The sequence below is a fragment of the Oribacterium sp. genome, assembly GCF_057249185.1.
Map to the genome: position 1 here is coordinate 1 of NZ_DBHIGR010000012.1, position 24086 is coordinate 24086.

The 24086-nt window shown below is 42.4% G+C and carries 14 protein-coding genes and 1 pseudogene; 1 reads left to right on the forward strand and 14 read right to left on the reverse strand.

Annotation, left to right across the window (positions count from 1 at the left end):
• A pseudogene (locus ACO4PX_RS01520) lies at positions 1–965 on the forward strand (LicD family protein); the annotation flags it as partial.
• Between the two features lie 114 nt (positions 966–1079).
• Here the strand turns inward: ACO4PX_RS01520 and ACO4PX_RS01525 are convergent.
• The 14 genes from ACO4PX_RS01525 to ACO4PX_RS01590 form a co-directional block, all read right to left on the reverse strand.
• On the reverse strand, positions 1080–2450 hold the full coding sequence (locus tag ACO4PX_RS01525; protein ID WP_304070013.1) for an NAD(P)/FAD-dependent oxidoreductase: 1371 nt from the start codon (positions 2448–2450) through the stop codon (positions 1080–1082).
• A gap of 369 nt (positions 2451–2819) precedes the next feature.
• Positions 2820–3908 (reverse strand): HD-GYP domain-containing protein, encoded by a 1089-nt coding sequence (locus ACO4PX_RS01530; RefSeq protein ID WP_485548935.1) that lies wholly within the window; start codon positions 3906–3908, stop codon positions 2820–2822.
• Positions 3909–4170: 262 nt separating this feature from the next.
• On the reverse strand, positions 4171–5214 hold the full coding sequence (locus tag ACO4PX_RS01535) for a ribonucleotide-diphosphate reductase subunit beta (protein ID WP_485550288.1): 1044 nt from the start codon (positions 5212–5214) through the stop codon (positions 4171–4173).
• A gap of 386 nt (positions 5215–5600) precedes the next feature.
• Positions 5601–8111 (reverse strand): ribonucleoside-diphosphate reductase subunit alpha, encoded by a 2511-nt coding sequence (locus tag ACO4PX_RS01540; protein ID WP_485571070.1) that lies wholly within the window; start codon positions 8109–8111, stop codon positions 5601–5603.
• A gap of 256 nt (positions 8112–8367) precedes the next feature.
• Positions 8368–8718 carry a hypothetical protein gene (locus ACO4PX_RS01545; RefSeq protein ID WP_308579116.1) on the reverse strand — a complete coding sequence of 117 codons (351 nt, stop codon included), beginning with the start codon at positions 8716–8718 and terminating at the stop codon, positions 8368–8370.
• 263 nt (positions 8719–8981) lie between these two features.
• Positions 8982–10097 carry a phosphonopyruvate decarboxylase gene (aepY, locus tag ACO4PX_RS01550; RefSeq protein WP_485571072.1) on the reverse strand — a complete coding sequence of 372 codons (1116 nt, stop codon included), beginning with the start codon at positions 10095–10097 and terminating at the stop codon, positions 8982–8984.
• A 158-nt stretch (positions 10098–10255) separates the two neighbouring features.
• Positions 10256–11428, reverse strand: coding sequence for a phosphonoacetaldehyde reductase (locus tag ACO4PX_RS01555; RefSeq protein WP_485571074.1), 1173 nt, complete (start codon positions 11426–11428; stop codon positions 10256–10258).
• 178 nt (positions 11429–11606) lie between these two features.
• Positions 11607–13628 (reverse strand): phosphoenolpyruvate mutase, encoded by a 2022-nt coding sequence (gene aepX, locus ACO4PX_RS01560; protein WP_485571077.1) that lies wholly within the window; start codon positions 13626–13628, stop codon positions 11607–11609.
• A gap of 104 nt (positions 13629–13732) precedes the next feature.
• Positions 13733–15718, reverse strand: coding sequence for a LicD family protein (locus ACO4PX_RS01565; RefSeq protein WP_485571079.1), 1986 nt, complete (start codon positions 15716–15718; stop codon positions 13733–13735).
• A 166-nt stretch (positions 15719–15884) separates the two neighbouring features.
• On the reverse strand, positions 15885–17783 hold the full coding sequence (locus ACO4PX_RS01570) for a LicD family protein (protein WP_485571080.1): 1899 nt from the start codon (positions 17781–17783) through the stop codon (positions 15885–15887).
• A 10-nt stretch (positions 17784–17793) separates the two neighbouring features.
• The gene (locus tag ACO4PX_RS01575; RefSeq protein WP_485571082.1) at positions 17794–19851 is read right to left on the reverse strand and encodes a LicD family protein; all 2058 of its coding nucleotides are present in this window, start codon (positions 19849–19851) and stop codon (positions 17794–17796) included.
• 323 nt (positions 19852–20174) lie between these two features.
• The gene (locus tag ACO4PX_RS01580) at positions 20175–20813 is read right to left on the reverse strand and encodes a PilZ domain-containing protein (protein ID WP_308579123.1); all 639 of its coding nucleotides are present in this window, start codon (positions 20811–20813) and stop codon (positions 20175–20177) included.
• 28 nt (positions 20814–20841) lie between these two features.
• Entirely contained in the window at positions 20842–21729 is an 888-nt protein-coding gene (locus ACO4PX_RS01585; RefSeq protein WP_485546907.1) for a lytic transglycosylase domain-containing protein, read from the reverse strand.
• A gap of 972 nt (positions 21730–22701) precedes the next feature.
• A partial coding sequence (locus ACO4PX_RS01590; protein ID WP_485571084.1) for an N-acetylmuramoyl-L-alanine amidase family protein occupies positions 22702–24086 on the reverse strand: 1385 nt, incomplete at its 5' end.

Below are 24086 nucleotides of genomic sequence, written 5' to 3' on the forward strand. Positions count from 1 at the left end.
ATCAAGGGCAAGGTAAAGGCATTTTTAATGCACATTGGTACGATGAACAAGTTTATTTGGATTTTGAATTTCTAGCGCTTCCTGCACCAAAAGAATATATAAAAGTCATCTCCGAAAGATACTATGATTATGAAACTATAAAAAAAGGCGGAGGAAATCATGATTACCCCATGTATCGCAAAATGGAATCGGCCTATAGGGATGGAATTGGGGGAAAGCTTTTCTACGAATATTCTATCGATAAAAATGATTTAAAGAAAAGATCAAATGTATTATCTATCTTTAAAGAAGAAAATAAGTCAGAATCCCAAAAACCGCGCCTGTTTTTTCTTCCTTCCCTTTACTCTCGCTGGGAGTCCATGAGGGGGCTATTTTTAGAGGCAAATAAAGATGACTCTGTGGATTGTTTCCTTATGCCCCTTCCTTATTATTACAAAGACGGGCTGGGAGGCTGTTCTCCGGCACAATGGGACTATGCTTTATATGAAGATGAGTTGGGAAAAGACAACCCTTCTCTTTTGGATTTTAGGACTATCGATTTAAAGGAGATTTCTCCGGATCTTATTTTCATAAATGATCCCTGTGATGAATATAACTTAAGCTTTATGCTTGATCCGGCCTTTTTTAGCAAAAAGCTTAAGTCTTGTACGAAACAGTTGATTTATATTCCTTGGTTTGTTACTTCCGAAATTGATTTAGAAGATAAGGAAGACGGAAAAGCCATTGTGAATGCGGAAAATTATGTGATTATGCCCGCTCCGGTACATTCCGATTATGTGATTTTACAATCCGAAGGAATTGCAAAGCTGTATCAAAGCCTTTTAGAAAAAGAAAGCGGAGCGGAGTTTGCAAACTATTGGAAAGAAAAGCTTCTTCCCTTCGGAAGCCCCCTCTTCGACAAGGATAAAGATAAAGAAAAATATGCTTCTAAAGCTATATGGGAAAAGTTGAAAGCATATCAATAGATTCAAAAGACCGACCAAGGCAACGCTGCCCCATGGTCGGTCTTTTTTAGACTTTTAATTCCTTAGATACTATATCTATTGCAATTCTCAGTCGCAATTTTATGCTTTATATAACTAGCCTGCAATTTCTCTGGCTACGAAGATTCCGGATGCGGAGGCATGGGAAAGGGAATGGGTCACACCGGAACCGTCTCCAATCACATAGAGCCCCTTTACACAGGATTCCAAATGCTCATCCAATGCCACTTCCATGTTGTAGAACTTAACCTCTACTCCATAAAGAAGGGTATCTTCATTGGCTGTACCGGGAGCAATCTTATCCAGGGCATAAATCATTTCCATAATGCCGTCTAAAATTCTCTTTGGAAGCACCAGACTCAAATCTCCGGGGGTCGCCTGAAGAGTAGGCTGAACCAGTCCCTCCTCAATTCTCTTATGATTACTTCTTCTTCCTCGCACCAAATCACCGAAACGTTGAACGATTACACCGCCTCCCAACATATTGGAAAGTCGGGCAATACTTTCACCGTATCCGTTACTGTCCTTAAAGGGCTCGGAAAAATGCTTAGCCACCAAAAGAGCGAAGTTGGTATTTTCCGTATGCTGTTCTTCTCCCTCGTAGCTGTGTCCGTTTACGGTCACGATGCCGTTGGTATTTTCATTAACCACGATGCCGTTGGGATTCATACAGAAAGTACGTACATTGTCCTCAAAAAGTTCTGTACGATAAACAATCTTACTTTCATAAAGCTCATCGGTTAAATGGGAGAAGATTACGGCAGGAAGCTCCACGCGAACGCCAATGTCTACACGGTTGGACTTGGTGGGAATGTTCATGTCTTTGCAAACCGTTTCCATCCACTTACTTCCGGAACGACCTACAGAGATAATGCATTTATCCGCATAGAAATCTTCTTTCTTGGTATGGAGATGAAAGCCGTCTTTCTCCAACTTTTCCACCTTTTCCACCGGACAATCAAAATGGAATTCCACCTGATCCTTAAGCTTGGCATAAAGATTTTCCAAAACCACGTAGTTGATATCTGTACCCAGATGGCGAACGGAAGCATCCAAAAGCTTTAAACGATTTTGCATGCAAAGCTTCTTAAATTTTGTTCCTGCGGTGGAGAAAAGTCTCGTTCCCTCTCCTCCGTTTTCCATATTGATTTCATCTACATAACGCATCAGAGAAAGAGCTTCCTCTTTTCCGATATATTCGTAAAGTGTTCCCCCAAAGTCATTGGTAATATTGTATTTTCCGTCGGAGAAGGCTCCGGCTCCTCCAAAGCCACTCATAATGGAACAGCTTTTACAGGAAATACAGCTTTTAATCTTCTTTCCGTCGATAGGACAATGTCTCTTTTCTAAGCTATGTCCCGCTTCCAAAACCACCACGGAAAGCTTACTGTTTTTTTTCATCAGCTCGTAAGCCGCGTAAATTCCTCCCGGTCCTGCACCAACAATCGCTACATCATATTTCTTCATCCAAGCCTCCTGTAACTCCCTTACTACTGCAAAGGACTAGACCCCGCTTTTTTGAAAAAAGCATTTTACGATTTAGTATAGCATAAAATTCTTCTCTTTAAAGTATTTAAAATATACAGAGGAAAAGGGATGTATAATAAGCACTCACATTCTTTTCTATAGAACAGGTCCGGAAAGAGGGCACGCTCTCGCTAACCTCGCCACGCATCGGTACTAAGCTTCAAGCTTCGCTTTCAGCAAGTACCGGCGGGCTCAGATTGCCCCTTTTCCGGACCTATTCATAGAAAAGTGGATTTTCTCCATATTTCCAATGCATTAAAAACAGAAAAAGAGACGGGAGCTACTCTCCCATCCCTTTTCCTCTATATATTATAAAACTATGATTTTGTTGCATTCCATGTCATGACATAAATCGTAAACCATTCCGGTCTGCAGCTCTACCACCTTAGGTCTGGTGGGATAACGCTTGTTATTTTCCACCACCTTGGCCATCTGTCCTGTGGACAGCTCCACAATGGTATCCACCGGATAGAGAATCACGCTTTCAATAAAGCTTTGAATGATAGCATTGTCCAACTCGGAGCCCATAGCCAAGACCATTTCCATGGCCTCTCTTCCGGTAATCGGTCCTTTGTAGGGGCGCTTGGTCACCAGGGCATCAAATACATCCGCCACGGAAATAATTCTGGAAAACAGGGAAATCTGGCTGCTGCCCAAGTTGTCCGGATAGCCCATTCCATTCATCTTCTCGTGATGATGTAGCACGCCGTCCAAAATAATGGGGGAAAAGCTGTTCTTTTCCTTCAAGATTTCATAGCCGAATAGGCTGTGGTTCTGAATCACCGTAAATTCTTCATCCGTCAGTTTTCCCGGCTTATTCAAAATTTCATTGGGAATTCTGGCTTTTCCCACATCGTGCAGTAAGCCTGCAATTCCAAGCTGGTGAAGCTCTTCCTTCGGCAGGCCGTATTCTCTTCCAATCATCATGGAAATGGCCGCCACGTCCACACTATGCTTAAAGGTGTACTCATCACTGATTTTAATGAGGTTCACATCAATCGCCACCGCATCATTTTTGAAAATGGCTGACTCCAGCTCTCCGAAAATATCTAAAGAGTTGGTTGCAAAATCCTTATCCTCCGTGTGGTCGAAGATATGATTCATTCTTTCTTCCAGCTGTTTCTTCATTTCCACGGAAAGCTGAATTTTAGCACGATCCGGTTTTCTATGCTGACGAATAATCTGCTTGGTCTTCTCCGGAATTTTGATGTCTTTATCATCTCGCACCCGGTAAATATAGATTCCCGGCAGCTTTTTTTCTTTGATATAGCGCACCTGATAGGCATCCAGATAAACGCCGTTTTCAATCATGGCTCTTCCACGAATGTCTTTTACCGACTCACCCAGCTGCATGCCAATCTGTATATCATCTCTTCGTACAAATAGCTTTTCTTCCATTCCTTCCTTTCCTTTTCTGCCTCTATATCAGCCGAACACACTTTTCCCTTTTCGGCCTTTCCCTCTATCTCTATCTAATGCAAAGGAGAATGCAAAATGCCTCCTTCTAACACAAAAGCGGTTACTTCGATTTTCGTCAAAGTAGCCGCTTTTTATAAGATTTTCTATGGATTTCAGAAAGAATTAATAATGCCTATTAAATTATTCTATGGAATAAAATAGCATATTTTCCGGATAAGCGGAAATACGATTTCCATCATTTTTACAGATCATCTTCAATGGCTGTGCTCTTGGCATAGGCTGTGGAACGAGCCTCAAAGAAGTCTGTCTTTACCATGTTGGCATCCGCATACTGGGAAACCCACTTCATGGATTCCGGCTCCTTCTCATAACCCTCATAAAGATTGGGCAAGCCTAGAGAGCGATAACGAAGGTTTCCTAAATAACGGATGTAGTCCTCCACCATTTTCCCGTTAAGACCGGGAATGGATTCTCCGATAACATACTGACCCCAGGCGATTTCCTGCTCCACACCCTTCTTCACCATCTCGGTAATTTCCGCAATATGAGCCTCATCAAAAAGCTCCGGTTCTTCCTTCTTCAGTTCCAAAAGCATATTTCTGAAGAGCCAAAGGTGAGTATTTTCATCTCGGTTAATGTAGCGAATTTCCTGAACGGAACCGGGCATTTTCCCGTTTCTTCCTAAGTTATAGAAGAACATAAAGCCGGAATAGAAGTAGATTCCCTCCAAAATAAAGTTGGCAATGCAGACTCTTAAGAAGCTGTCCTTACTCTGCTGCTCCACAAATTCATTGTAAAGGTTTCCAATAAACTCATTTCTCCGTAAGAGATGCTCATCCGTCTTCCATTGGTAGAGAATGTCGTTTCTTTCCGTAGGGTTACAAATGGTGTCCAGCATATAGCTATAGCTTTGGCTGTGGATGCACTCCTGGAAGGTCTGAATGGAAAGGCAGAGGTTCACCTCATTTGCCGTAACATACTGGGAAATGTTGGGCAGATTTGCGGATTGCAGGGAATCCAAATACACCAGAAAGCTCAGGATTTTATCATAGGCTCTTCTTTCCGCCTCGGAAAGCTTGGGATAATCACTCTTGTCCTGATTTAAATTAATCTCTTCAGGAACCCAGAAGTTGTTCATGGCCTGACGATACCAGTCCGACACCCACTCATATCTCATGTTGTTAAAATCATTGATATTGGTCGTATTGAAATTAATCATTCTACGATTGCGAACATCAATATCCCCTTCCGGGTTAAATAAGGGCTTACGCTTAATCTCTTCCATACTCTATTTCCTTTCCTACTGCATTGAAGCAGTAGAGTAATCCATTCTTTTTGTTATCCTTGAAAAGCCATAGTTCAATTTTTCTATAGATAAATGTCTCTATGCATAAGGGAGATTTTTTTGACGCTTCAGAATGTATATGCCGCGATAAAGGCCATTACGAGGCTTCCTATGTATATGCCGCGATATGGTCATTACGAGACTTCCTCTATATATGCCGCGATAAGGCCATTGCGAGGCTTCCGTTAGGAGCCCCATGCTAGCAACGAGTGCGGTGCGTGTCTGAGCGAAGCGAGTTCGCAAGGAGCACGAGTGCATCGGCGCATGGGGCGAGTAGGAAACGCAGCAGGCCTTAAGCGGCATATACAGGAGAAGCGATTAATCCATTATGCAGAGCAGGACTCGCAATCCTCCGGATCCAATGCCTTGGACCTTACATAGTAAATGGTCTTCACCCCGCATTCCCATGCCAGGGTGTAAAGGTTCAAAAGCTCACTCATCTTATACTCATTGGTAATCCAGAAGTTAAAGCTCTGGGCCTGGTCAATATGTCTCTGGCGAAGGCCCGCTGCCCGTACGGACCAGGTCTGATCCATCTGATGGGCAGACTTATAGTACCAGTAGGTATCCATAGAAAGCTCCGGTGCCACTCTGGGCAGAATTGCCCCCTTCTTCTCCTCTAAGAAGAAGCGATTCATAATGGGGTCTAAGCCCGCAGAGGTTCCGATCAAAATGGAGGTGGAACTGGTGGGAGCGGTAGCCAAAATCCAGGCATTGCGAATCCCCGCATAAACTTCCTGCTTTAAACTCTCCCAACGAGGACTGTTGTAATTTCTTCTGCTAAAGTATTCTCCGGACTCCCATTCTGAGCCTGCAAAAGCACTGTAAGAGCCCCTTTCCTTAGCCAACTCACTGCTGGCCTTAATCGCTGCATAGTTAATATTTTCAAAAACCTTATCCACAAAGTCCAGATGCTCCTGAGACTCCCAGGCAATGTGATGCTTTGCCAGCATGTGGTGATAACCGGATACCCCAAGACCGATAGCTCTGTATCGCTTGTTGGTAATCTCCGCCTCTGCCACAGGATAGAAGTTTAGGTCGATAACATTGTCCAAAGCCCGGACAACGGTTTTTGTAATTCTCTCAAGCTCCGGCTGATTCTCCACCGGAATATTGCCAAGACAGAGGGAGGCCAGATTACAAACCACAAAGTCTCCCGGCTTAACGGTGCTGACAATCACCTCGTCTCCGTCCTTAGTCACTACCTTCCGCTCACAAATCTCCGCTTCCTTCATGTTTTGAGCGATTTCCGTACAAAGGTTGGAGCAGTAGATAATTCCCTTATGCTTGTTGGGATTCATGCGATTCACGGTATCTCTGTAGAAGGCAAAGGGAGTTCCGGTTTCCACGGCAGATTTCAGAATCAAACGCACCAAATCCTTTAAAACATAAACTCTTTTGCTGATGCGGTTATCTCGTACACAATCCTCGTAGCGACTCTCCCATTCTTCCCCGTAGAAATCCTCTAAGCAGTAGCCCTTTACCAGGAAAATGTCATGGGGATCCATTAAGTACCATTCCTGATTTAAATCTTCCTTCACCTTCTTCCAGAATAGGTCAGGATAACAAACTGCCGGGAAAACGTCATGGGCCTTCATTCTGTCGTCCCCGTTATTGGTCTTCAACTGTAAAAATTCCGGCAAATCCTTGTGCCAAGCATCCAGATATACAGCTACCGCACCCTGGCGCATTCCCAGCTGGTCCACAGCCACTGCAGTATCGTTTACCACACGAATCCAACGGATGACACCGCCACTGGCGCCCTCGAAGCCGCGAATCTTTCCGCCTCTGGAACGTACCTTTCCGAAATACATTCCCATACCGCCGCCGTATTTGGAAACATCCGCAAACTTGGAAATGCTCTGATAGATGCCGTCCAAAGAATCCGGAACCGTATCAATAAAGCAGGAGCTTAACTGGTGGTATGGCTTTCTGGCATTGGACTGGGTTGGGGTAGCCATGGTCACCTGATGAAGGCTCATCATATCGTAGAACTCCTTTACATACTGTAAACGGTTCTCCTTTTCCTTCATGGCAAGATGCATGGAGATACCCAGATACATTTCCTGGGGACTTTCCAGAACCACATGCTGATGATCTCGAATCAGGTAGCGAGACAGAAGAAGGTCCAGTCCGGAATAACCGAAAAGGTCATTTCTGCTCTGATCAATAAACTTGGCAAGTTCCTCCACCTCTTCCTTGGAATAGTGCTCTAAAATATAAGCACCATAAAGTCCCTGCTCTGTCAAATAAACTAATTTATCATAAAAGCTGTGGAGATTTCTGCTCTCCTCCGCCTTCTTTAATTCCTTATGGAAATGATAGGAACGAAGTCTTCCCGCAATTCTTTCCCATCCCGGTTCCTCCTGGGTGGTAAGCTCCGCCGCCGCTCTGGTAAGAAGAGCCAAACGCTTGCTAAGCTCCTGCTCTCCCTTACTTAGGGACAGGTACTTTGCAGAAAGTCTTGCCAAATCATAATCCGGAAAATCCTTTTGACAACGACGAAGTACATCATCAATCTCATTGTCTCCGATCTCCTCTTTGATTCTCTGGCGAAGATGTCTTAAAAGAGTTCTCTTCTCTCTATACAGGATATAGGCTCTGGCCACCTTGTAATCCCCGTTATGCATCAGGGCTTCTTCCACGGCATTTTGAATTTCTTCTACGGAAACTCTATGCTTCTCTGCCAGGCTCTCCTCTACCTTTCCCAAAAGAAAATGCAGTTTTTCCTGCTCTACAGAAATTCCCTCAGAGAGAAAGGCCTTTTCCATCGCTCTTTCAATCTTCTCTCCCTGATAGTCCTCTTCCAAAAGGCCTCTTTTAATAATTGTTTGCATAGCACCCATCTTTCTCTACTACTGTATCGGCTCTATTTTTTCGCATAAAAAAAGGCTTTCAGCCACTTTTTCTTGGAAAAACCTTGCCCCTTCATATTCCTCACAAAACACAAATTCTTGTGTCGCAATAGACACGCCAACACAATATAGCAAGAAATCCTTCCTCTAGCAAGTGCTTTTTCGGAATCTTTAGAATTGATTTTGTCCATTGAAAAAGCAGGTCCGAGGACCCGCTTTTTTACATCTGTATATTATTTTATCCGATAATCTCTCTTTCATTGGCCAAGAGAATCTTTCCGCTTTGGCAGGCCGGGCAAATACAGGTATCCTCTCCCTTTGCCTTAGCTTCCTTTGCGGCAGCGGCAGTATTCTTCGCTCCCTCTTCTCCGAAAATAGCTTTTCCGGCTTCACTTTCCGCAAGGGCAATCAAATCATCGATACTGGTAATATCCTCTTTGATTTCCTGAATCAAAGCCTTTGCCTTTTCCTGTTCATGCTCCGTTCCGAAGGCCTCCAAATATGCCTGGGCTGCAGCCTTTCCCTCCGGGCATAGGCTATAAGCCTCTAAGAATCTCTCCACTTCCTGCTTTAACGCTTCTCTTGTCATATTGTCCTCCTTATCCAAATTAGTTTAATAAAGTTCTACGGACAACATTATAGCACGAAATGAAAGGGGCAGTGAAAAATCCCGATAATTAAACGTTTTTTAGCAATATAGGTCTGAAAAGGGGTAGTCTGAGCCCATCAGTACTTACTGAAAGCGAGCTGGGCGAAGCTTGAAGTTAGTACTGCTATGCGGCGAGGCTAGCGGGAGCGTGCCCCAATTCAGACCTATATTGTGTAAAAAATATTGTGATTTTTCACAAGCCCTTACTTCTCCAGCTTCTTCATAAACAGCTCTTTATTCTCTTTAGGACTCTCCTTAGGTCTTCCCAGATTCTCCCGAGAATGCATGGCGCAACGAACCTCCAGGAAAATTGGTCCCTCTTCCTTGGCACTCTCCAAAAGAACTCTTTCTAAGTTCTTTTGGTTTCTTAGCAGATAGGATTTACTGTATCCGCAAGCCTTTGCCACACTGCCATAATCGATGTTTGGAGAGACGGTGGGCTGGCCTCCTACGGTTTCATGAGCCTCGTTATTTAAAAGGATATGTAAAATATTTTTTTGCCCCGATGATCCAAGAACTGCCATAGCCCCCATATGCATCAAAAGAGCGCCGTCTCCGTCCAGACAAACAATCCTTTCGTTCTCCTTTTCCAAAGCAATTCCTAAAGCTATGGAACTGGCATGTCCCATGGAACCTACGGTAAGAAAGTCTCTGCTATGGTCCTCACCCCGTTCTTCCCGAATCTCATAAAGCTCTCTGCTGGCTTTTCCGGTAGTGGAAACAATGGGAGAATCTCCGGTATAGTCTACGATGCAGCGGATAGCATCTTCTCTGGAAAAGTTATAAGCATTGCTATAGTGATAGCCGTGCTCCTTCTCCAAAGCCCCCTTCTTTACCACAATGGCTGCCTGTCTGCCCTTTTGAAACTCTTTCGCAAAGCCCTCTAAAGCATTTTTTAATTCTTCCTCTTTGCTCTCCTTCTCCAAAACAAAGTAGGGAATCTGTAATAGCTTTAAAAAATCCAGTGTGATTTCTCCTTGAAAAAGATGCTGGGGTTCATCCTTTACCCCCGGTTCTCCTCTGTATCCGATCACAAGGAGAAGGGGAATCCCGTAGACTCTTTCCGAAGCCAAAGACACTAAGGGATTCATGGCATTGCCCTCTCCGCTGTTTTGAAGATAAACCATGGGTACTTTTCCGCTAGCCAGATGATATCCTGCTGCAAGCGCTACAGCATTGCCTTCATTGGCTACAATGTGGTGTTGCCTCCCTGTACCGTATTTTTCCATTAATTCATCACAGAGAGCCTTTAACTGGGAGTCCGGAACTCCGGCAAAAAAATCCGACGGACACAACTCTAAAAATCTCTCAACCTTCATAGGGGCCTCCTTGCTCTACTAAGCTGTCATTTATTGTTATATTTCTATCATAAGCTTTCTTTGCTTTTCTGGCTATTGCTTTTTCATCATGAAACATAAAATATTGAAATTTCTTGAGGCAAAAGAATAGATTTTCCTCAGCTTCCAGAAAATCTTTCTTACCTGATTCCCAAAATCTCCTTATACAAAAGCCCTATGTCCTCTTCTCTTAGCGCAATGGGGTGATTGGAAAGTCTTTCCGGATTCACGGCTGCGACTAAATTCTCCAAGTCCCCCTCCTTTACCGAAAGATTGGGAAGAATCTCCAAGTCCTCCAAAATTTCTAGGTAACGCTTTGCCCCCTCTTCTTCCGTTTCTGCCGAAAAGCATTTTGCCAAAAACAGCAGGTTTTCCGGATCTGTCATACGACTTTTTTCCCTACACATAAAAGGATAAAGCGCACGGTTTACCATGGCGGTGGCCAATCCGTGGGGAAGCTGATAGATGCTCCCCAATTTATAGGATAAGGCGTGACCGGCAGTGGTTCTTGTCACCGCAATAGCTTTCCCCGCAAGATTGGCAGCTTCAGCAATAGACTCCAAAACCGACTGCGAAGAGTCTTCCACTGAAGAGGCTTTTCCTTGAGCTTTTGCATTATTTTCATTTTCCAAAGAAAGATATGCTTTATAATTCGATAAAATTAATGTAATGGCCTTCTGCCCATAAGCTCTGCTGTCTTCATTGCTATACTTTGACCAAATCGCTTCCATGGCATGGCTAAGAGCGTCCAAGAGGGTAGCCTTCTTCTGGTATAGAGGTAAGCTTCTTAGACTTCTTGCATCCTCTATACGATACTTCGGGTAAATGCTCTCATGCTCCACAGAGCATTTTTCTCCATCTTGATAAATTACCGCAAAGGGAGTGCTTTCCGAACCGGTTCCCGCCGTGGTGGGATGTACCAACAAAGGAATATCATTCTCTCTAAATTCCTGTTCCAAATACGGTCTATCCTTGGATAAGCCTGTAAAAAGCTTAATGCACTTTGCCGTATCCAAGGCGGAGCCTCCTCCAACCGCTAAAATACTGTCTCCGCGAAAGGCGGAAAAGGCCTTAATCCCCTCTTCCACCTCCTCCAATCGGGGATTGGCCCGGAAATCGGAAAAATGATAAAAAGCAATATAAAGCTCCGAAAAAAGCTCCTGTAATTCTTCCCCGATGGGAAGCTTGGGAAAGGAGCTTCCTGCCACCAGAAAGATTCTTCGGAAGGAATGTTCTTGAAAAAAGCTTTTCAACTCTTCCTTTAGATTTTCCTTTCCCAGTACAATTTGATTCTCTATTTCCGCTTTGGTCATTGCTCATTAATCCCTTTCTCATTCACGCTGTTACATACTACATCGATATAAAATATCACAAGCCACCTACAGAGGCTCATAAAAACGAGATTCCCCAAGGAAACGCCTATGATACGCATTAAGACTTATAAAAAGAGATGCCAAAGATTTCTCTGTGGCATCTCTTCCGATAATTCCTCTAATCTTCTTCCGGAATTAAACGGATAATGTCCTGGAAGGGCATCAGCATGCTGTCGCATTCCTCTGCTCTTTCCTTTTCCAAAATCAAGGTGGCCGCCTTCTGAATCGCCGGCACGGTAGCCCGCATCAGTTGGTTGGCATAAATCACCACATTGACTCCTCTTCGCTTAAATTCCTCTTCCTTTACACTGTTAAAGCTGGTGGGTACCACAACGATATAGCAATCTTTCTCTTTTTCCCGGAAACGCTCCACAAAGGTAAAAATCTCCGTGGGATCCTTCTTTCTGCTATGAATCATTATAGCATCCGCCCCTGCCTTTCGGAAAGCAAAAGCTCTCTCTAAAGCATCTTCCATACCCTTTTCCAAAATCAAACTTTCGATTCTGGCACAAATCATAAAGTCCTTGGTTCTTTGGGCATTCTTTCCTGCCCGGATTTTCTCGGAAAAAGCCTCAATACTGTCCTGTGTCTGCTCCACCTCTGTCCCGAAGAGAGAATTTTTCTTCAGTCCCGTCTTATCCTCTATAATCACCATGGATACCCCAAGACGTTCCAGGCTTCGCACGGTATATACAAAGTGCTCCTTGATTCCGCCTGTGTCTCCGTCAAAAATAATGGGTTTCGTAGTAACCTCGGTAATATCCTCAATAGTTCTGAAACGGGAACTCATATCCACAAGCTCAATATCCGGCTTTCCCTTAGCGGTGGAATCACAGAGAGAGCTTATCCACATGGCGTCAAACTGATGGGCTCCTCCCTCCTTGTACACCTTGGTCTGCTCTACAATCAAACCGGTAAGACCGTCATGAGCCTCCATGGCGGTAACCAAGCCCTTTAGCTCCAGCTCCTTTTTCAGTCTGCCTCTTCTTACGTCCGGCATGGAAAGCTCCGCCTTGGTTCTTTTTTCCAGCTCCGCGTACTTTTCTTCTTTATGGTAGGGAAGTTCAATCAGCTTTCCTCCGTAGCTTGCCAAAACACTGCAAACCTCTTCTCGAATGGGCTTTTGGAAACCAATCTTCCAGTTATCTCCATGAAGAACATAATCCGGCCGGTATTTTTCCAGATTTTCCCTATAGGATAGGCTGGACTGTTCTACTACTTGATAGACTCCGGAAATATTTTCAAACATGGCCTTTCGCTCGGAAAAAGGCACTAAGGGGTAGCGCTTATAAGAAGCAATCACTTCGTCCTTCAGCACGCCTACAATTACTCTTCCAAGACGCTTTGCTTTTTTGATAAGAGCCAAATGTCCGTTATGCAAAATGTCCGTGGAAAAGCAAATGTATACGGTGCGCTTTTTGATTTCCGATAAAATATTGGATACCACTGCTAAGTCATCCGGATTATCTACTTCCTGGCAGAGCTTATTCCCAACATCATAGAAATTGAGGGGAATATGCTCTAAGACAGTATTTAAAGCTTCCTCTGCATATAGTCTTGTCTTCTCCTCATCACCGGATTCACAAAACGCCACAATGGCAGAAAGCCATTTTCCGAAGTCCTCTTTTTCAAATTTATATAAGGGTTGGGCAGCAAAGGCCTGTTCAAAATAGGAAATTCCTATCTTTTGGATCCGGTCATTCTCCACCACTGCCTTAAAATCCTTTTCCGGAAGCTCTTTCGTCTTACTTCCCGCCATCAAAGAACCTTCGGTTTCACAAAAGGAGAAAAACACATCGTTTTCCACCACCAAATCTCCGTGCATAAGCAAAATATCCGTGTCTTCCAGATACTTTCTCGCCAAATACATGGAATAAATGTAATTGGTATTCTCGTAATTGGGATTCCGCACAAAGGTATAGCTTAAGGGGAGCCCAAGACTTTCCACATAGTGAATCAGCTTCTCCTCAAAGGGACCTGTGGTAATGATTACCTCGGAAATCCCCTGCTCCGCCACCTGACGAAGCTGTCTACTGATAATGGTTTCCATGCTGGCAATTTCCGTCATACATTTGGGGTGAGTCTTGGTCAGATCTCCCATACGGCTACCCTTGCCGGAATTTAAAATTAAGGCCTTCATCCTTATCTCCTTTTTCTTTTCCTTTTCCAATCTATCTTTAAAAAACCTCTTTGGATTTTCTTTTTTATTTTAAACTCAAGTATTTTCTTGATTTTTTATACCCTCTACATCTCTTCCTTTTTCATTAAAAATCTTCGAAATACGGAAATTACAGACTTGCTTCCCTTTTCCTCATCATCTCCGTAAAGACAAGAACCTGCACCGGAAATTTTCTTGGACATTTGCTTCCGCACCTCGGAATTCGTGAACTGTGCAATTTTAGCCAAATAAGCTTTTTTCATGTTTTCTGACTGCACAATGGTAAAATCAGCGTGGAAGAGTCCGGGAACCGTCACATAGAAATCCATATTTCCAAACGCTTTTCCGTCTTCCTCATTCTTGGGATCAATCTCATCAGTCACGAAAGCCGGTATATAGACCAATTTATTAGTATACTTTTTTAGATTTTTACTAAAGAAAAACGGATCCACGGAAAGAACCTGGTTGAACTCATCATAAGGAGAATGCATCACGACACAATCCGGACGCTCTGAAGCAAAATCATAGTCTTTATAATCTGTAACGGAGCATTGCTTTCGAAATTCTTCTCCCTCATAATGCATATCCGAAAGCTCACCGGTGCCCAGGCGATCGAAATAAGGAATCGGCATGATTTTACAGTCCACATCCTCCATTTGAGAAAGCGCCTCATACAGAGGCAAAAAGCTCTTAAGTTGTTCCACTCGAGTAGGTAAAAACAGAACCACTCTTTTCAATTCTTTTTCTATCGCTAATTTAACTTTCTTTAGGTAGGAACTTGGCTTTTGTACAATATTCTGTAAATCCTTCCATAATGCAGCCGGAAAATCTCCCGCGGGTCCCTTTTTCTCCTTAGCTTTTTCCTGCAAAGGCAGAGCCTTTTCTAAAGCCTGGTAGGAATGATATAGAGCTTCACAGTATTTTTCCAAATAAGATACCGTCTCACTTCCTTCACCGCATTTGACCTCTATAGCATTGCCGAATGCAATAGCCTCCTCCTGCATCTGTCCCATAAGTTGCAAACATGTTGCAAACTCACCTGCCATGAAATTTTCAAAAATCTTTTTATTTTTTTGCTCCAGATAAGCCCAAGTTTCCAGTGTCATATCTCGGAAATTAGGTTCTTTCTTATGCTGTAAGTCTTCCTCTGAAAAATGATAATCGAAATTCCATTTGTCCTTTAATGCATTCCTTAAGAGATCCTCATACTCTCTATAACAAGGATAATCATGGCCGCCTCCGGCTTTTACTGTCTTATGGTAATCCCCGTATTTAGCTTTCAAAACACTGTCATAATCTTTCGGTATGGGAAGCTCTGTGTTACAAAATGGAACCCAAGTAGTCTCTGTAAAGGCGGACTTGGGGAAACAAGCATCCTTATGAATCATTCTAAAAGGCATACAAGCCAGCATTTCTCCGCCTTCCCCGTTAAACTCCTGGAAAACTTTGTCCATAATGGCATAGAACTGTCCTTCCAAGGGCTTTTTTTGGTCAAATTTTATCTGTAATAAGTCCTCAATTGCTTTTAGTTCCTTCTGAAAAATTTTTGTATTTTCCTTTTTATTAACAATACCATTCAGCATAGTCCCCAACATGGATAAGACTTCCATTCTGTAGGCTTCATCTTCAGGATCCTTTGCTAACTCATCTACCACAAAGATATCCACTGCTGTGGGATATGGGAATTCATGATATTTTCGTAAAACCTTATCTCTATATTTCATTTCCGTAAGTCCGACAGCAGAAATAAAACTGCAAGAATCCTTATTTATTTCCACTGCCGTAAACTTCAGCTCCTTAGGGAGGGACTTTTCTACAACCTTTACAAAGCGTTCAAAATCATCCCGCAGCATCATAATATCCAAATCATCATCCCAGGCAATGAAATTATTTTCTCTTACTGCCCCAAGAAGAGTTCCAAAATCCGCATAATAACGAATTTTATGCTTTTTGCATATTTTTTGTATCACTGCTAAGATTTCCAGCTGTGCCGCCCAAATCCTTTTAATAATTCCGGGGATATAAAATCCGTTCCTTACCTCATCATAAAAAAATTCTCTTGGAAATTCCATTTTCCACTCCTTTATCTATTCCTTTAGACATCTGATTTTTTTACTCTCTATGTTTTACTCTTCGGCGATTTTCCCTTCTTTCATAAGTTTGTTAAAGACGAGAAAAGAAATATTGACTTTTTATAATGGGTACGGTTCAGAGTGTAAAATTTTACTTTCGGCTATCTTATCCGTCTATACACGACAATATATGCCTTGTTAATTCCTCCTCTTGTCCTAATAAACAAGAGCCTGCAGCAATAATTTTTTTCTCCCATACTGCTCTACATTCTTCTCCGGTAAATTCAACCAGCTTTTCTATATAGCTTTTTCGTACAGTTTCGGATTGCACAAAGCTATGATCCGCATGGGCTACTCCGGGTTGGCATACATAATAATCCATCATAACGATGGCCTTCCCATCTTCTTCGTTCGCCCATTCGATTTCCTTTGTCACAAACCAGGGAATATAGACCAGGTTTTTTGTATATTTCTTCATGTTCTCGCTATAGAAGAAAGGATCTATGCTCTGCACCATATTATTAGAGTCATAAGGGCTATTGATTACAATACAATCCGGCATCATGACATCAAAGGCATAAGCTTTATAATCTACATAAGTATAGGATTTGGGAAAATTCTCCAAATCTATTTCTTCTTCCATTAAAGCTCCGTTGCCCTTTCGATAACAATATGGAATGGGCATTAAGAGTACTTCCCAATCTTCTCTTTCTCGCATTTTCCGATAAAAGCCTTCAATACTTGAGAAATGCTTCGCTTTATCCAATAGAATGAGCATGGTTTTTTTCCATTCTTTTTCCAGTGTTTTTTCACATTCTAAACGCTTTTCTTTTAAATCTGTCAATTCTGCTTTGGGAGATTCGCCCTGCCGAGCCTTTTCATATGCCTGGAATAAAATCTCACAATAGCGAGACAAAAGAGCCACTGTTTCCGTGTTCTCTCCCAAACGTTGCTCTATCGTATTGCCTATAGTTAGCGCTGTATTCTGTATATCTGCCAACGTATTTTGTAAAAAGCTATAATCCTCCTCTCTACTTTTCATCGCCTCTTCTTGCTGTCCCAAAGAACGAAGAACGGAAAAAACCATATCTCTAATATTCTCTTTTTTCTCGTGTTCCAAATCTTCTTTTTTAAAACGGTAACGGAAATGCCATTTATCCTCTCCTCCCGCTATGTCAATTAAATTTTTTTCATATCGATGAAAATAGGGATAATTATGGGCCCCTCCTGATACGTTCGGTGTTGTATAATCCCCATACTCAATTCTTAAAATCTTATCTACATTTTTAGGCGCAGGAAAAGAAACCCCTTCAAAACTAATGGAAGAAAGGGGAAATACGTCTTCCTGCGGATAATAATATTGCTTGAATTGTAAGGCACCGGGAATCCAAGCATAAAGATCCTTTCTTCCCTTTTCCCCTTCAAACTCCTTACAATATTTATTCAATAAGCGATAAACCTGAGGCTTTAATTCTTCTTTTCGGTTAAAGTGAACCTGCAATTTACTTTCCACGAGCTTCAAGGTTTTTTCAAAATGCTTTCCTGAACATTCTCCGTCCAGTACTTTTTTTACCAGCTGAGCCAGAACAATAATCTTTGACTCTCTCAACTTTTCCAGCTCTGCATTTTTAGCTATAGAATCATTTATGCAAATATCTATGGCAATCATATAAGGAAACTCATGATATTTGCTTAATCGTTTATCATCCAAACTTACATCATGGAATCCCAAGCATGCTATAACGTTGCCATAATCTCTGCTCTTTTCAAGGGAATTAAAATTCAATTCCGGTGGAATCTCTTTTTCTACCACCTCTGCAAAACGATTATAGTCTTCTCGATTCATGGAAATATCAATATCATCGTCCCAAGGAATAAATCCACCGTGTCGTTTCGCACCTATTAAGGTACCGTAATCAATATAATAAGAAATATTATATTTTTTACAGATTCTATCCAGTTCCAGCAAAATTTCTATAGCCGCTGCCCAACATCGTTTCATAATCCCCGGGATATAAAAACCGTTTCGTATTTCATCCTCAAAAAAATCTTTATTAAATTCCATGATATCTCCTTTATTCTATAATTTTTCCCTTTATATATTCCTTATGTACTATTTCAGATAATAATTTTTCAAAAACAGAAGCTTCTCCTTCTCCAACTTCGTCAAAGCTTTTTTGAAAACTCTCTATGGAAAGAAGTTTTTTCTCTAACGCCTTCTCATAAGACTCCACATTGGCTTGTGAAAAAACATTTTTTCTCCAGTAGTGAAGATATCCCTTAATCATATCTTCCTTAGGAAGAATAGTGAAATCACAGTGAGCAATTCCCGGCAACGGTATATAATAGCGCTGATTATACAGAGATTTCTCCTCTCCTTCTTTGGCCCTTTCCACTATAAAATCTGGATAATAAATCAAATTAGGGGTGAATTCCTTTATCCTATTAGTATCATAGAAGGGATCCAAAGAAAAAACCGGATTCACGTAATCAAAGGCCACAGGTGTCACTAGAATATCCGCCTGTAAACTCTGCAAGTTTAAGCTTTCATAATCCAAGATTTGATATTTCTTCTGAAATATTTTCCCTTCATATATTCTTTCCCTAAGCTCTCCCTTAACATTTTTAAAGCCATAGGGTACAGGAAGAAGGTAGGCATCCATCTTCTCCCCTTCCAGTATCTTTTGAAAATCTGCGGCCAAACTTTCTTCAAAACGGGAGTAAGAATAGGCTAAAAATACCACTCGTATCTTCCAATCCTTCTGAAATTGTTCCTTAGCATTCTCTATCGTCTTTAGAATTTGATATATCTTAGCTGTCGTCTCATCATGATAATGATCCTCTCTCTTTTTTTCAGGCAACTCTTCTGAGAAAATATATTCTTCGCTACAGCTTTTTTTTGCCACGCATTCATAAAGTCGAAAAACCATATTGCAAAAGCTTTCCAGTAAACTCACCGAAGGAAAACTTCCTCTTGTTTCAATAGCATTTCCTATCGCTAAAGCATCTTCCTGTGATTTTTGGCATAGGAACTTTAGTTCTTCGCCATCTGGCCTCTTTTCCAAAGCATTCTTCCAAGACCGTTCCAAGCCGGCAAAACTTTCCAGGATCATACTGCGTACATTATTTCTTTTACTGTCTCTTAAATCTTCTTCCAAAAAGAAATATCGATAAGGATCCTTGTCTCCAAGACTATGGTGAAAGTACTTCTCTGAATCTTTATAAAAGGGATAGAAATGTCCTCCTAAATTTTGCTTCGGAATAAGATAATCTCCATATTCCTCTTTCAAAACTTCCTCCAAATTTGAAGGAGCTGAAAATTCTTGTCCATAAAGGGATAGTTTCCTGCATGCATCTCCCAAATACCAGCTCCTTCTCATCCTCCCCTTACGTCTTAAGGCATAATCCGGCCCCCAAGCCACATACTTTGTATCTCGATCCTCTACAAAGCTATATAAACTGTCCATAGCATAATAGATTTCTCCCATAAAAGACTTGCCATCCTTTGGAAATAGCATCAGGTTTCCTATTCCATAAGGCTCTAGAAAGTGATGTATTGCCTCTCGAATATCAGCAAGCTCTTTTTTCCATTTCCGACATAATTGAGCATAATTCAACTCTTTGTCTTCTTCTACAGCCTTTAATAAAGAAGCCAGATAATAGAATATCTTTTTGCGTTCCTCTTCCTTCTCATCATCTAAAACATCTTCCAAAATACGGATATCTACTCCTACATAGAAGGGAAATTGCTTAAAAAATTCCTGCTTTTCCGGATTAAAGCTTGGAGACTTCATCCCTATGGCAGCCATAGAACTGGCTGTCACTCTATCTTTGCCTACATAATAAAAGCCAATTTCTTCCGGTAGCTCTTCCTCAATACAAGCTGCCAAACGTCTAAAATCCTTTCGATACATGGAAATGTCCAAATCATCATCCCAAGGAATAAATCCCTTATGCCTAACTATTCCAAGTAAAGCACCGCAATCTAAAAAATAAGAAATTTGATTCTTCTTACAAAATCCGTCCAAAAAAGAGAGAAGCTGTAATTCTGCCGCCCAGGCCCGCTTCATGAGTCCCGGAACATAAAAGCCCTCTCTCACTTCATCTAAAAAAAACTCATTTTGAAATTCCAATTTCTTCCTCCTAAAAAGATACCCTTATACCTTTTCCATAATGCATCCGAAGCTATTTCGCTCAATAGCATGCAGTAGCGATATCTTTACTTTTTCAGTAATGCTTCCATATCTTAAGGCAATGCTTCAAATTGCTTAGCTAAGCCTACTATTCTCAAGAGCTACTCCGGTAAGCTCCGGAATATTCTTCTAAAATCAAGCAAAAATCAACAAAAGGAGCGGCTGCTTTTACGCATCGCTCCAAAGATTTCCTTTCATTTTTCCTGCATCATGCTACTAAAGAGCATCATCTTTTTCCTTCCTTGGCGGCTTTTCGAAAAGCCCTACTCATCCTTTTTTCTTTTTCTGGCATGCTCAAAAATCAGTCGGAACACATGATTTCGCACCTCCGACTCCTCTCCGGAGCTCATCCGGAGGAAGCGAAGTCCATAACCGTAGGTTCCCCGATCATTGGTCTTTACCCAAACCACCACCAGCTTTAACTCTCTATCCATCTTGTCAAAGCGGTAACGGAAATGAACAATATCATCTTCCTTCAAGGCTTCCCGGGTCTCCATAAAGATTCCCCCTGCACTTAAATTCCGGATAATGCCGAAAAAATGTACCTCTTCGTCCCCTTCTCCTTCTTTTACAAAGGGAAGCTCCATCGCTACGGATACGCGCACATCGTTTTGCCGCTGTACTACCCGAAGTACTTCCTTCACATCGCAAATGCCCATCCAGGGATAAGGGCTGTCCGGAAAGGCCGGATTTCTTTTCATTACAACTTCCGCAAGGGTTACAATCATCCCCTGCTGCTTATCATAAAAATCTATTTCCGAAACAAAACGGCTGTCTTGAAACTTATAGCCTTTAAAGTAGAGAAAGATTTCCTCTCCCTGTAATTCCACATCCACCGGAAGGTTTCTATCCTCCTCCGGCCAATGAACCATGCCTCTATTGCAATCTCGTAATACCATCATTCTACTCCCTTAAATGAACAGCATTTGATCAATCCGAAATTTCCCCGATACGGGATGGCATCATCATCTGCATTTGTAATAGAGAAACTAAGCTTTGAAAGCTCTTTTTATCCAGTGTTACCGTACCATTGTCCGCTCCGTCTCCCGCTGCCGCTTCTCTGCCGGAATTTAAAAGCGCATTGCTAAGAATAGACTGAAGCACTCCGGAGAAAAGCACATTTTGACCTCCGGATAATCCCAGACCGGAAAAGAGGTTGTTGGAAGAACCTGTTAAAGCCCCCAAGCCCCCTGTAGACAGCAAACTGTTTGCGGAAATACTGTTTGAAGAGCTTCCGTAGCTGCTTGTGCTGCTGCCCTGTCCGAAATAATTACTTTTTACATTGTACGCGGAATCCCCCAGATCAGCCATGATTTTCTTTACATAGTTCTGAGTCTCCTTATAGGGAGGCACTCCATTGTATTTTTTCACCGCACCGGGGCCTGCATTGTAGGCAGCCAAAGCCAAAGGTACGGAACCGAAGCTTTTGATATTATCTCGTAACAGCTTCGCTCCTCCCATAATATTTTCATAGGGATCGAAAACATTCTTTACTCCCAGACTCTTGGCAGTGCCCGGCATGAGCTGCATGATTCCTGAAGCTCCTGCATGAGAAACATCATTAGGATTAAAGTTTGACTCCGCCTTGGCCACCGCAATCAAAAGAGACTTGGATACCCCATAGGTTCTGCTGGCTTCCTCAAAAATGGCATCATATTTAGCCGCACCTGCAGGCACGGACTTTTGCTTCTGCACATTTTGCATTACGGAGGCGAAAGAAGTTCCTGTTGTGCTCTGTGTTTTTGTATTCAGCGCAGACTGTGCCTGCACAGCATTCTGATTCTGAATGCCATTTAAGATTGAAATTCCATTTGCCATCTAAATCTTTACCCTTTTCCTGTAAAATATATGGTGAAACGTCATTTGTTCCAGTTCTATTTGCACTATCTTTTCTTTTATCGGCAAGATGGGAGGGTTTTATAAATCTTTACAAGGAATTAATGTAATGTAAAGCAGGAGTAGGACTCCTTTTCAGTGTAGGCTGCGTAAAGCAGGGAGTAAGACTCCTTTTGCAGGGAGGTGATACATAATACGTAACGCAGAGAGTAGTACTCCTTTGCAGGCACGCTCTCGCTAAGCTCGGCTCGTAGCGGTACTAAGCACTAAGAAAAGCACTTAGTGCTTAGTACCGACGGCCTCACATTGCCTTTAAAGGAGTACTTCTCCTGCGTTACTGCATATCGGTATACCTCCAAGAAAGAACGATTAAATGATTTTGCTCACAAGCATCTACGTCACACATTCATTTAAAAGGAGTACTTCTCCTGCTTTACTTTATTCTATGACCGGGAAGAGCTTAAAATCATCCTCCCCTTCCTGAAAGCTGAAGCTTTTCCATGGAAAAATCAAGCTTCTCCATTTCGTCGGAAGGATTTCCTTTTTCACATTAGCACTTCTAGGTATTTCGACAGAGGGGAGGAGTGCTTCTTTTTGAAGGCAATGTGAGGCCATCGGTACTTGCTCGAAGGAAACGTAGTGCTTCGAGCTTAGTGGGAGCGTGCCTGAAAAAAGAAGTCTCCCTCCCCGAAACTTGAAGATTTTTCAATAAAAAAGAGCTGTAAAAAAATCAAAACAAGGCAATTTTCGGCAATATAGGTCTGAATGCGGGGTAGTCTGAGCCCATCAGTACTTACTGAAAGCGAGCAAAGCGAAGCTTGAAGTTAGTACTGCTATGTGGCGAGGCTAGCGAGAGCGTACCCCGTTTCAGACCTATATTGCTTAGAAAATTTTTTCGATTTTTTACAGCTTCTTTTCCATTGAAAAAGCAAGGGCTTTCGCCCTTGCTTTTTATTATGCGGCAGCGCCGTCAGCTCCCAATACCACGCCTTCTACAGTGGTGTTCTTCAGCATTTTTCCCTGCCCGTCAAAGTAATATTTCTTTCCATTAATGACCTGGAAGCCGGTTTGCATAGCACCGGTCTTATCCATGTAGTACCATTCCTGATCCTTTAACAGCCAGCCGATCTGCATTTTTCCCTGCAAATCCTTATTCATATAGTACCACTGGCCACGGCTGTTTTGCCACCAGCCGAAAATCATATAGCCGTCGGTTCCGAAGAGATACCAGGTTTCCGGATTCACCTGTAACCAAGTGTTTGCCGCCATGGTGCCGTCTTCCTTGAAAAAGGCATATTTGTCTTCACCGGTTTTGGTTATTCCGGTTTGCATAACCCCCTGCTGATCCATAAAGAACCAAGCACCATTACGCTCCAGCCAGCCCTTTTTCACTTTACCGTTTTCATCGATAAAGTACCAATGCCTTCCCACATAACGCCAGGAATTGGGGGCTACGCCGTTTCCTTCCAACAAAGCATCATCGATGCTTTTCTCATTTTCCGAAGCGCTCACCGGGTTGCTCCCCTCCGGTTCCTGCAATTCCTCTGTGGAAGCGGTGACAAACTCTCCATCCTTCATATACTGCTTTTCCTCATCAGTGGAGGGAGTTGCCTTAACCTCATAATAATAGGTCTTTCGTAAATCCGACATCGCCTTGGACAAATCCAAAAATGTGGTCTTTACGTTGGTAAATTCGGTAATCTTCTTATCGTCCCCATACAATACCACCGTATAGGCAGGAGCATAGGTCACTTTTTTCCAAATCGCCATGGTATGGGCTTTGTTCCAACCGGCGCGGGAGGTTCTTCCCAAAACCATGCGGGGAATATAATCCAGCTTCAGCAAAAGCTCTGAGCCTCTGGGACTGGCCTCCACAAAGTTGGCACCGGAAACATTGACTTTGCTCTTATTAAAATTTGCAGCAAATACCTTGTTGTCCTTGGTTCCCAAAAGCACTTCCACTCTTACCTTCTGAGCCGGTACCCAGGATTCAAAATTTTTTCTATATTGGATGGAACGAATTTCCACATAATTCTCCAGCACCTTGATCTCCGGAGGAATAATTTCCTCCGCATCTCCGTACTGACTCTGAAAGTCAATGCTGACCGATTCCACCACGGTGGAATCCGCCGCTCTGGCCCTATTCTCAAATGGAATTAAGAAGAGCCACAGGAGTAATAAAAAGAGAATAAGTCGTTCCGCCAGCTCCAGAAATTGCATTTCTCTACCCCCAAAGCCGTTAGAATCTTTTTCTTTTCCCTTCCATTTTCCTTCAAAATTGATCAGATCCTTCTTCTTCATCACTATCTCCTTAAGCTTTCTTCTCCAATCTTCTCCAT

Bases quoted from the DNA above. Each gene is read 5' to 3' on its own strand.
- ACO4PX_RS01525 (WP_304070013.1), bottom strand. From the start codon at position 2,450: ATGAAGAAATATGATGTAGCGATTGTTGGTGCAGGACCGGGAGGAATT.
- ACO4PX_RS01530 (WP_485548935.1), bottom strand. From the start codon at position 3,908: ATGGAAGAAAAGCTATTTGTACGAAGAGATGATATACAGATTGGCATG.
- ACO4PX_RS01535 (WP_485550288.1), bottom strand. From the start codon at position 5,214: ATGGAAGAGATTAAGCGTAAGCCCTTATTTAACCCGGAAGGGGATATT.
- ACO4PX_RS01540 (WP_485571070.1), bottom strand. From the start codon at position 8,111: ATGCAAACAATTATTAAAAGAGGCCTTTTGGAAGAGGACTATCAGGGA.
- ACO4PX_RS01545 (WP_308579116.1), bottom strand. From the start codon at position 8,718: ATGACAAGAGAAGCGTTAAAGCAGGAAGTGGAGAGATTCTTAGAGGCT.
- aepY (WP_485571072.1), bottom strand. From the start codon at position 10,097: ATGAAGGTTGAGAGATTTTTAGAGTTGTGTCCGTCGGATTTTTTTGCC.
- ACO4PX_RS01555 (WP_485571074.1), bottom strand. From the start codon at position 11,428: ATGACCAAAGCGGAAATAGAGAATCAAATTGTACTGGGAAAGGAAAAT.
- aepX (WP_485571077.1), bottom strand. From the start codon at position 13,628: ATGAAGGCCTTAATTTTAAATTCCGGCAAGGGTAGCCGTATGGGAGAT.
- ACO4PX_RS01565 (WP_485571079.1), bottom strand. From the start codon at position 15,718: ATGGAATTTCCAAGAGAATTTTTTTATGATGAGGTAAGGAACGGATTT.
- ACO4PX_RS01570 (WP_485571080.1), bottom strand. From the start codon at position 17,783: ATGGAATTTAATAAAGATTTTTTTGAGGATGAAATACGAAACGGTTTT.
- ACO4PX_RS01580 (WP_308579123.1), bottom strand. From the start codon at position 20,813: ATGATGGTATTACGAGATTGCAATAGAGGCATGGTTCATTGGCCGGAG.
- ACO4PX_RS01585 (WP_485546907.1), bottom strand. From the start codon at position 21,729: ATGGCAAATGGAATTTCAATCTTAAATGGCATTCAGAATCAGAATGCT.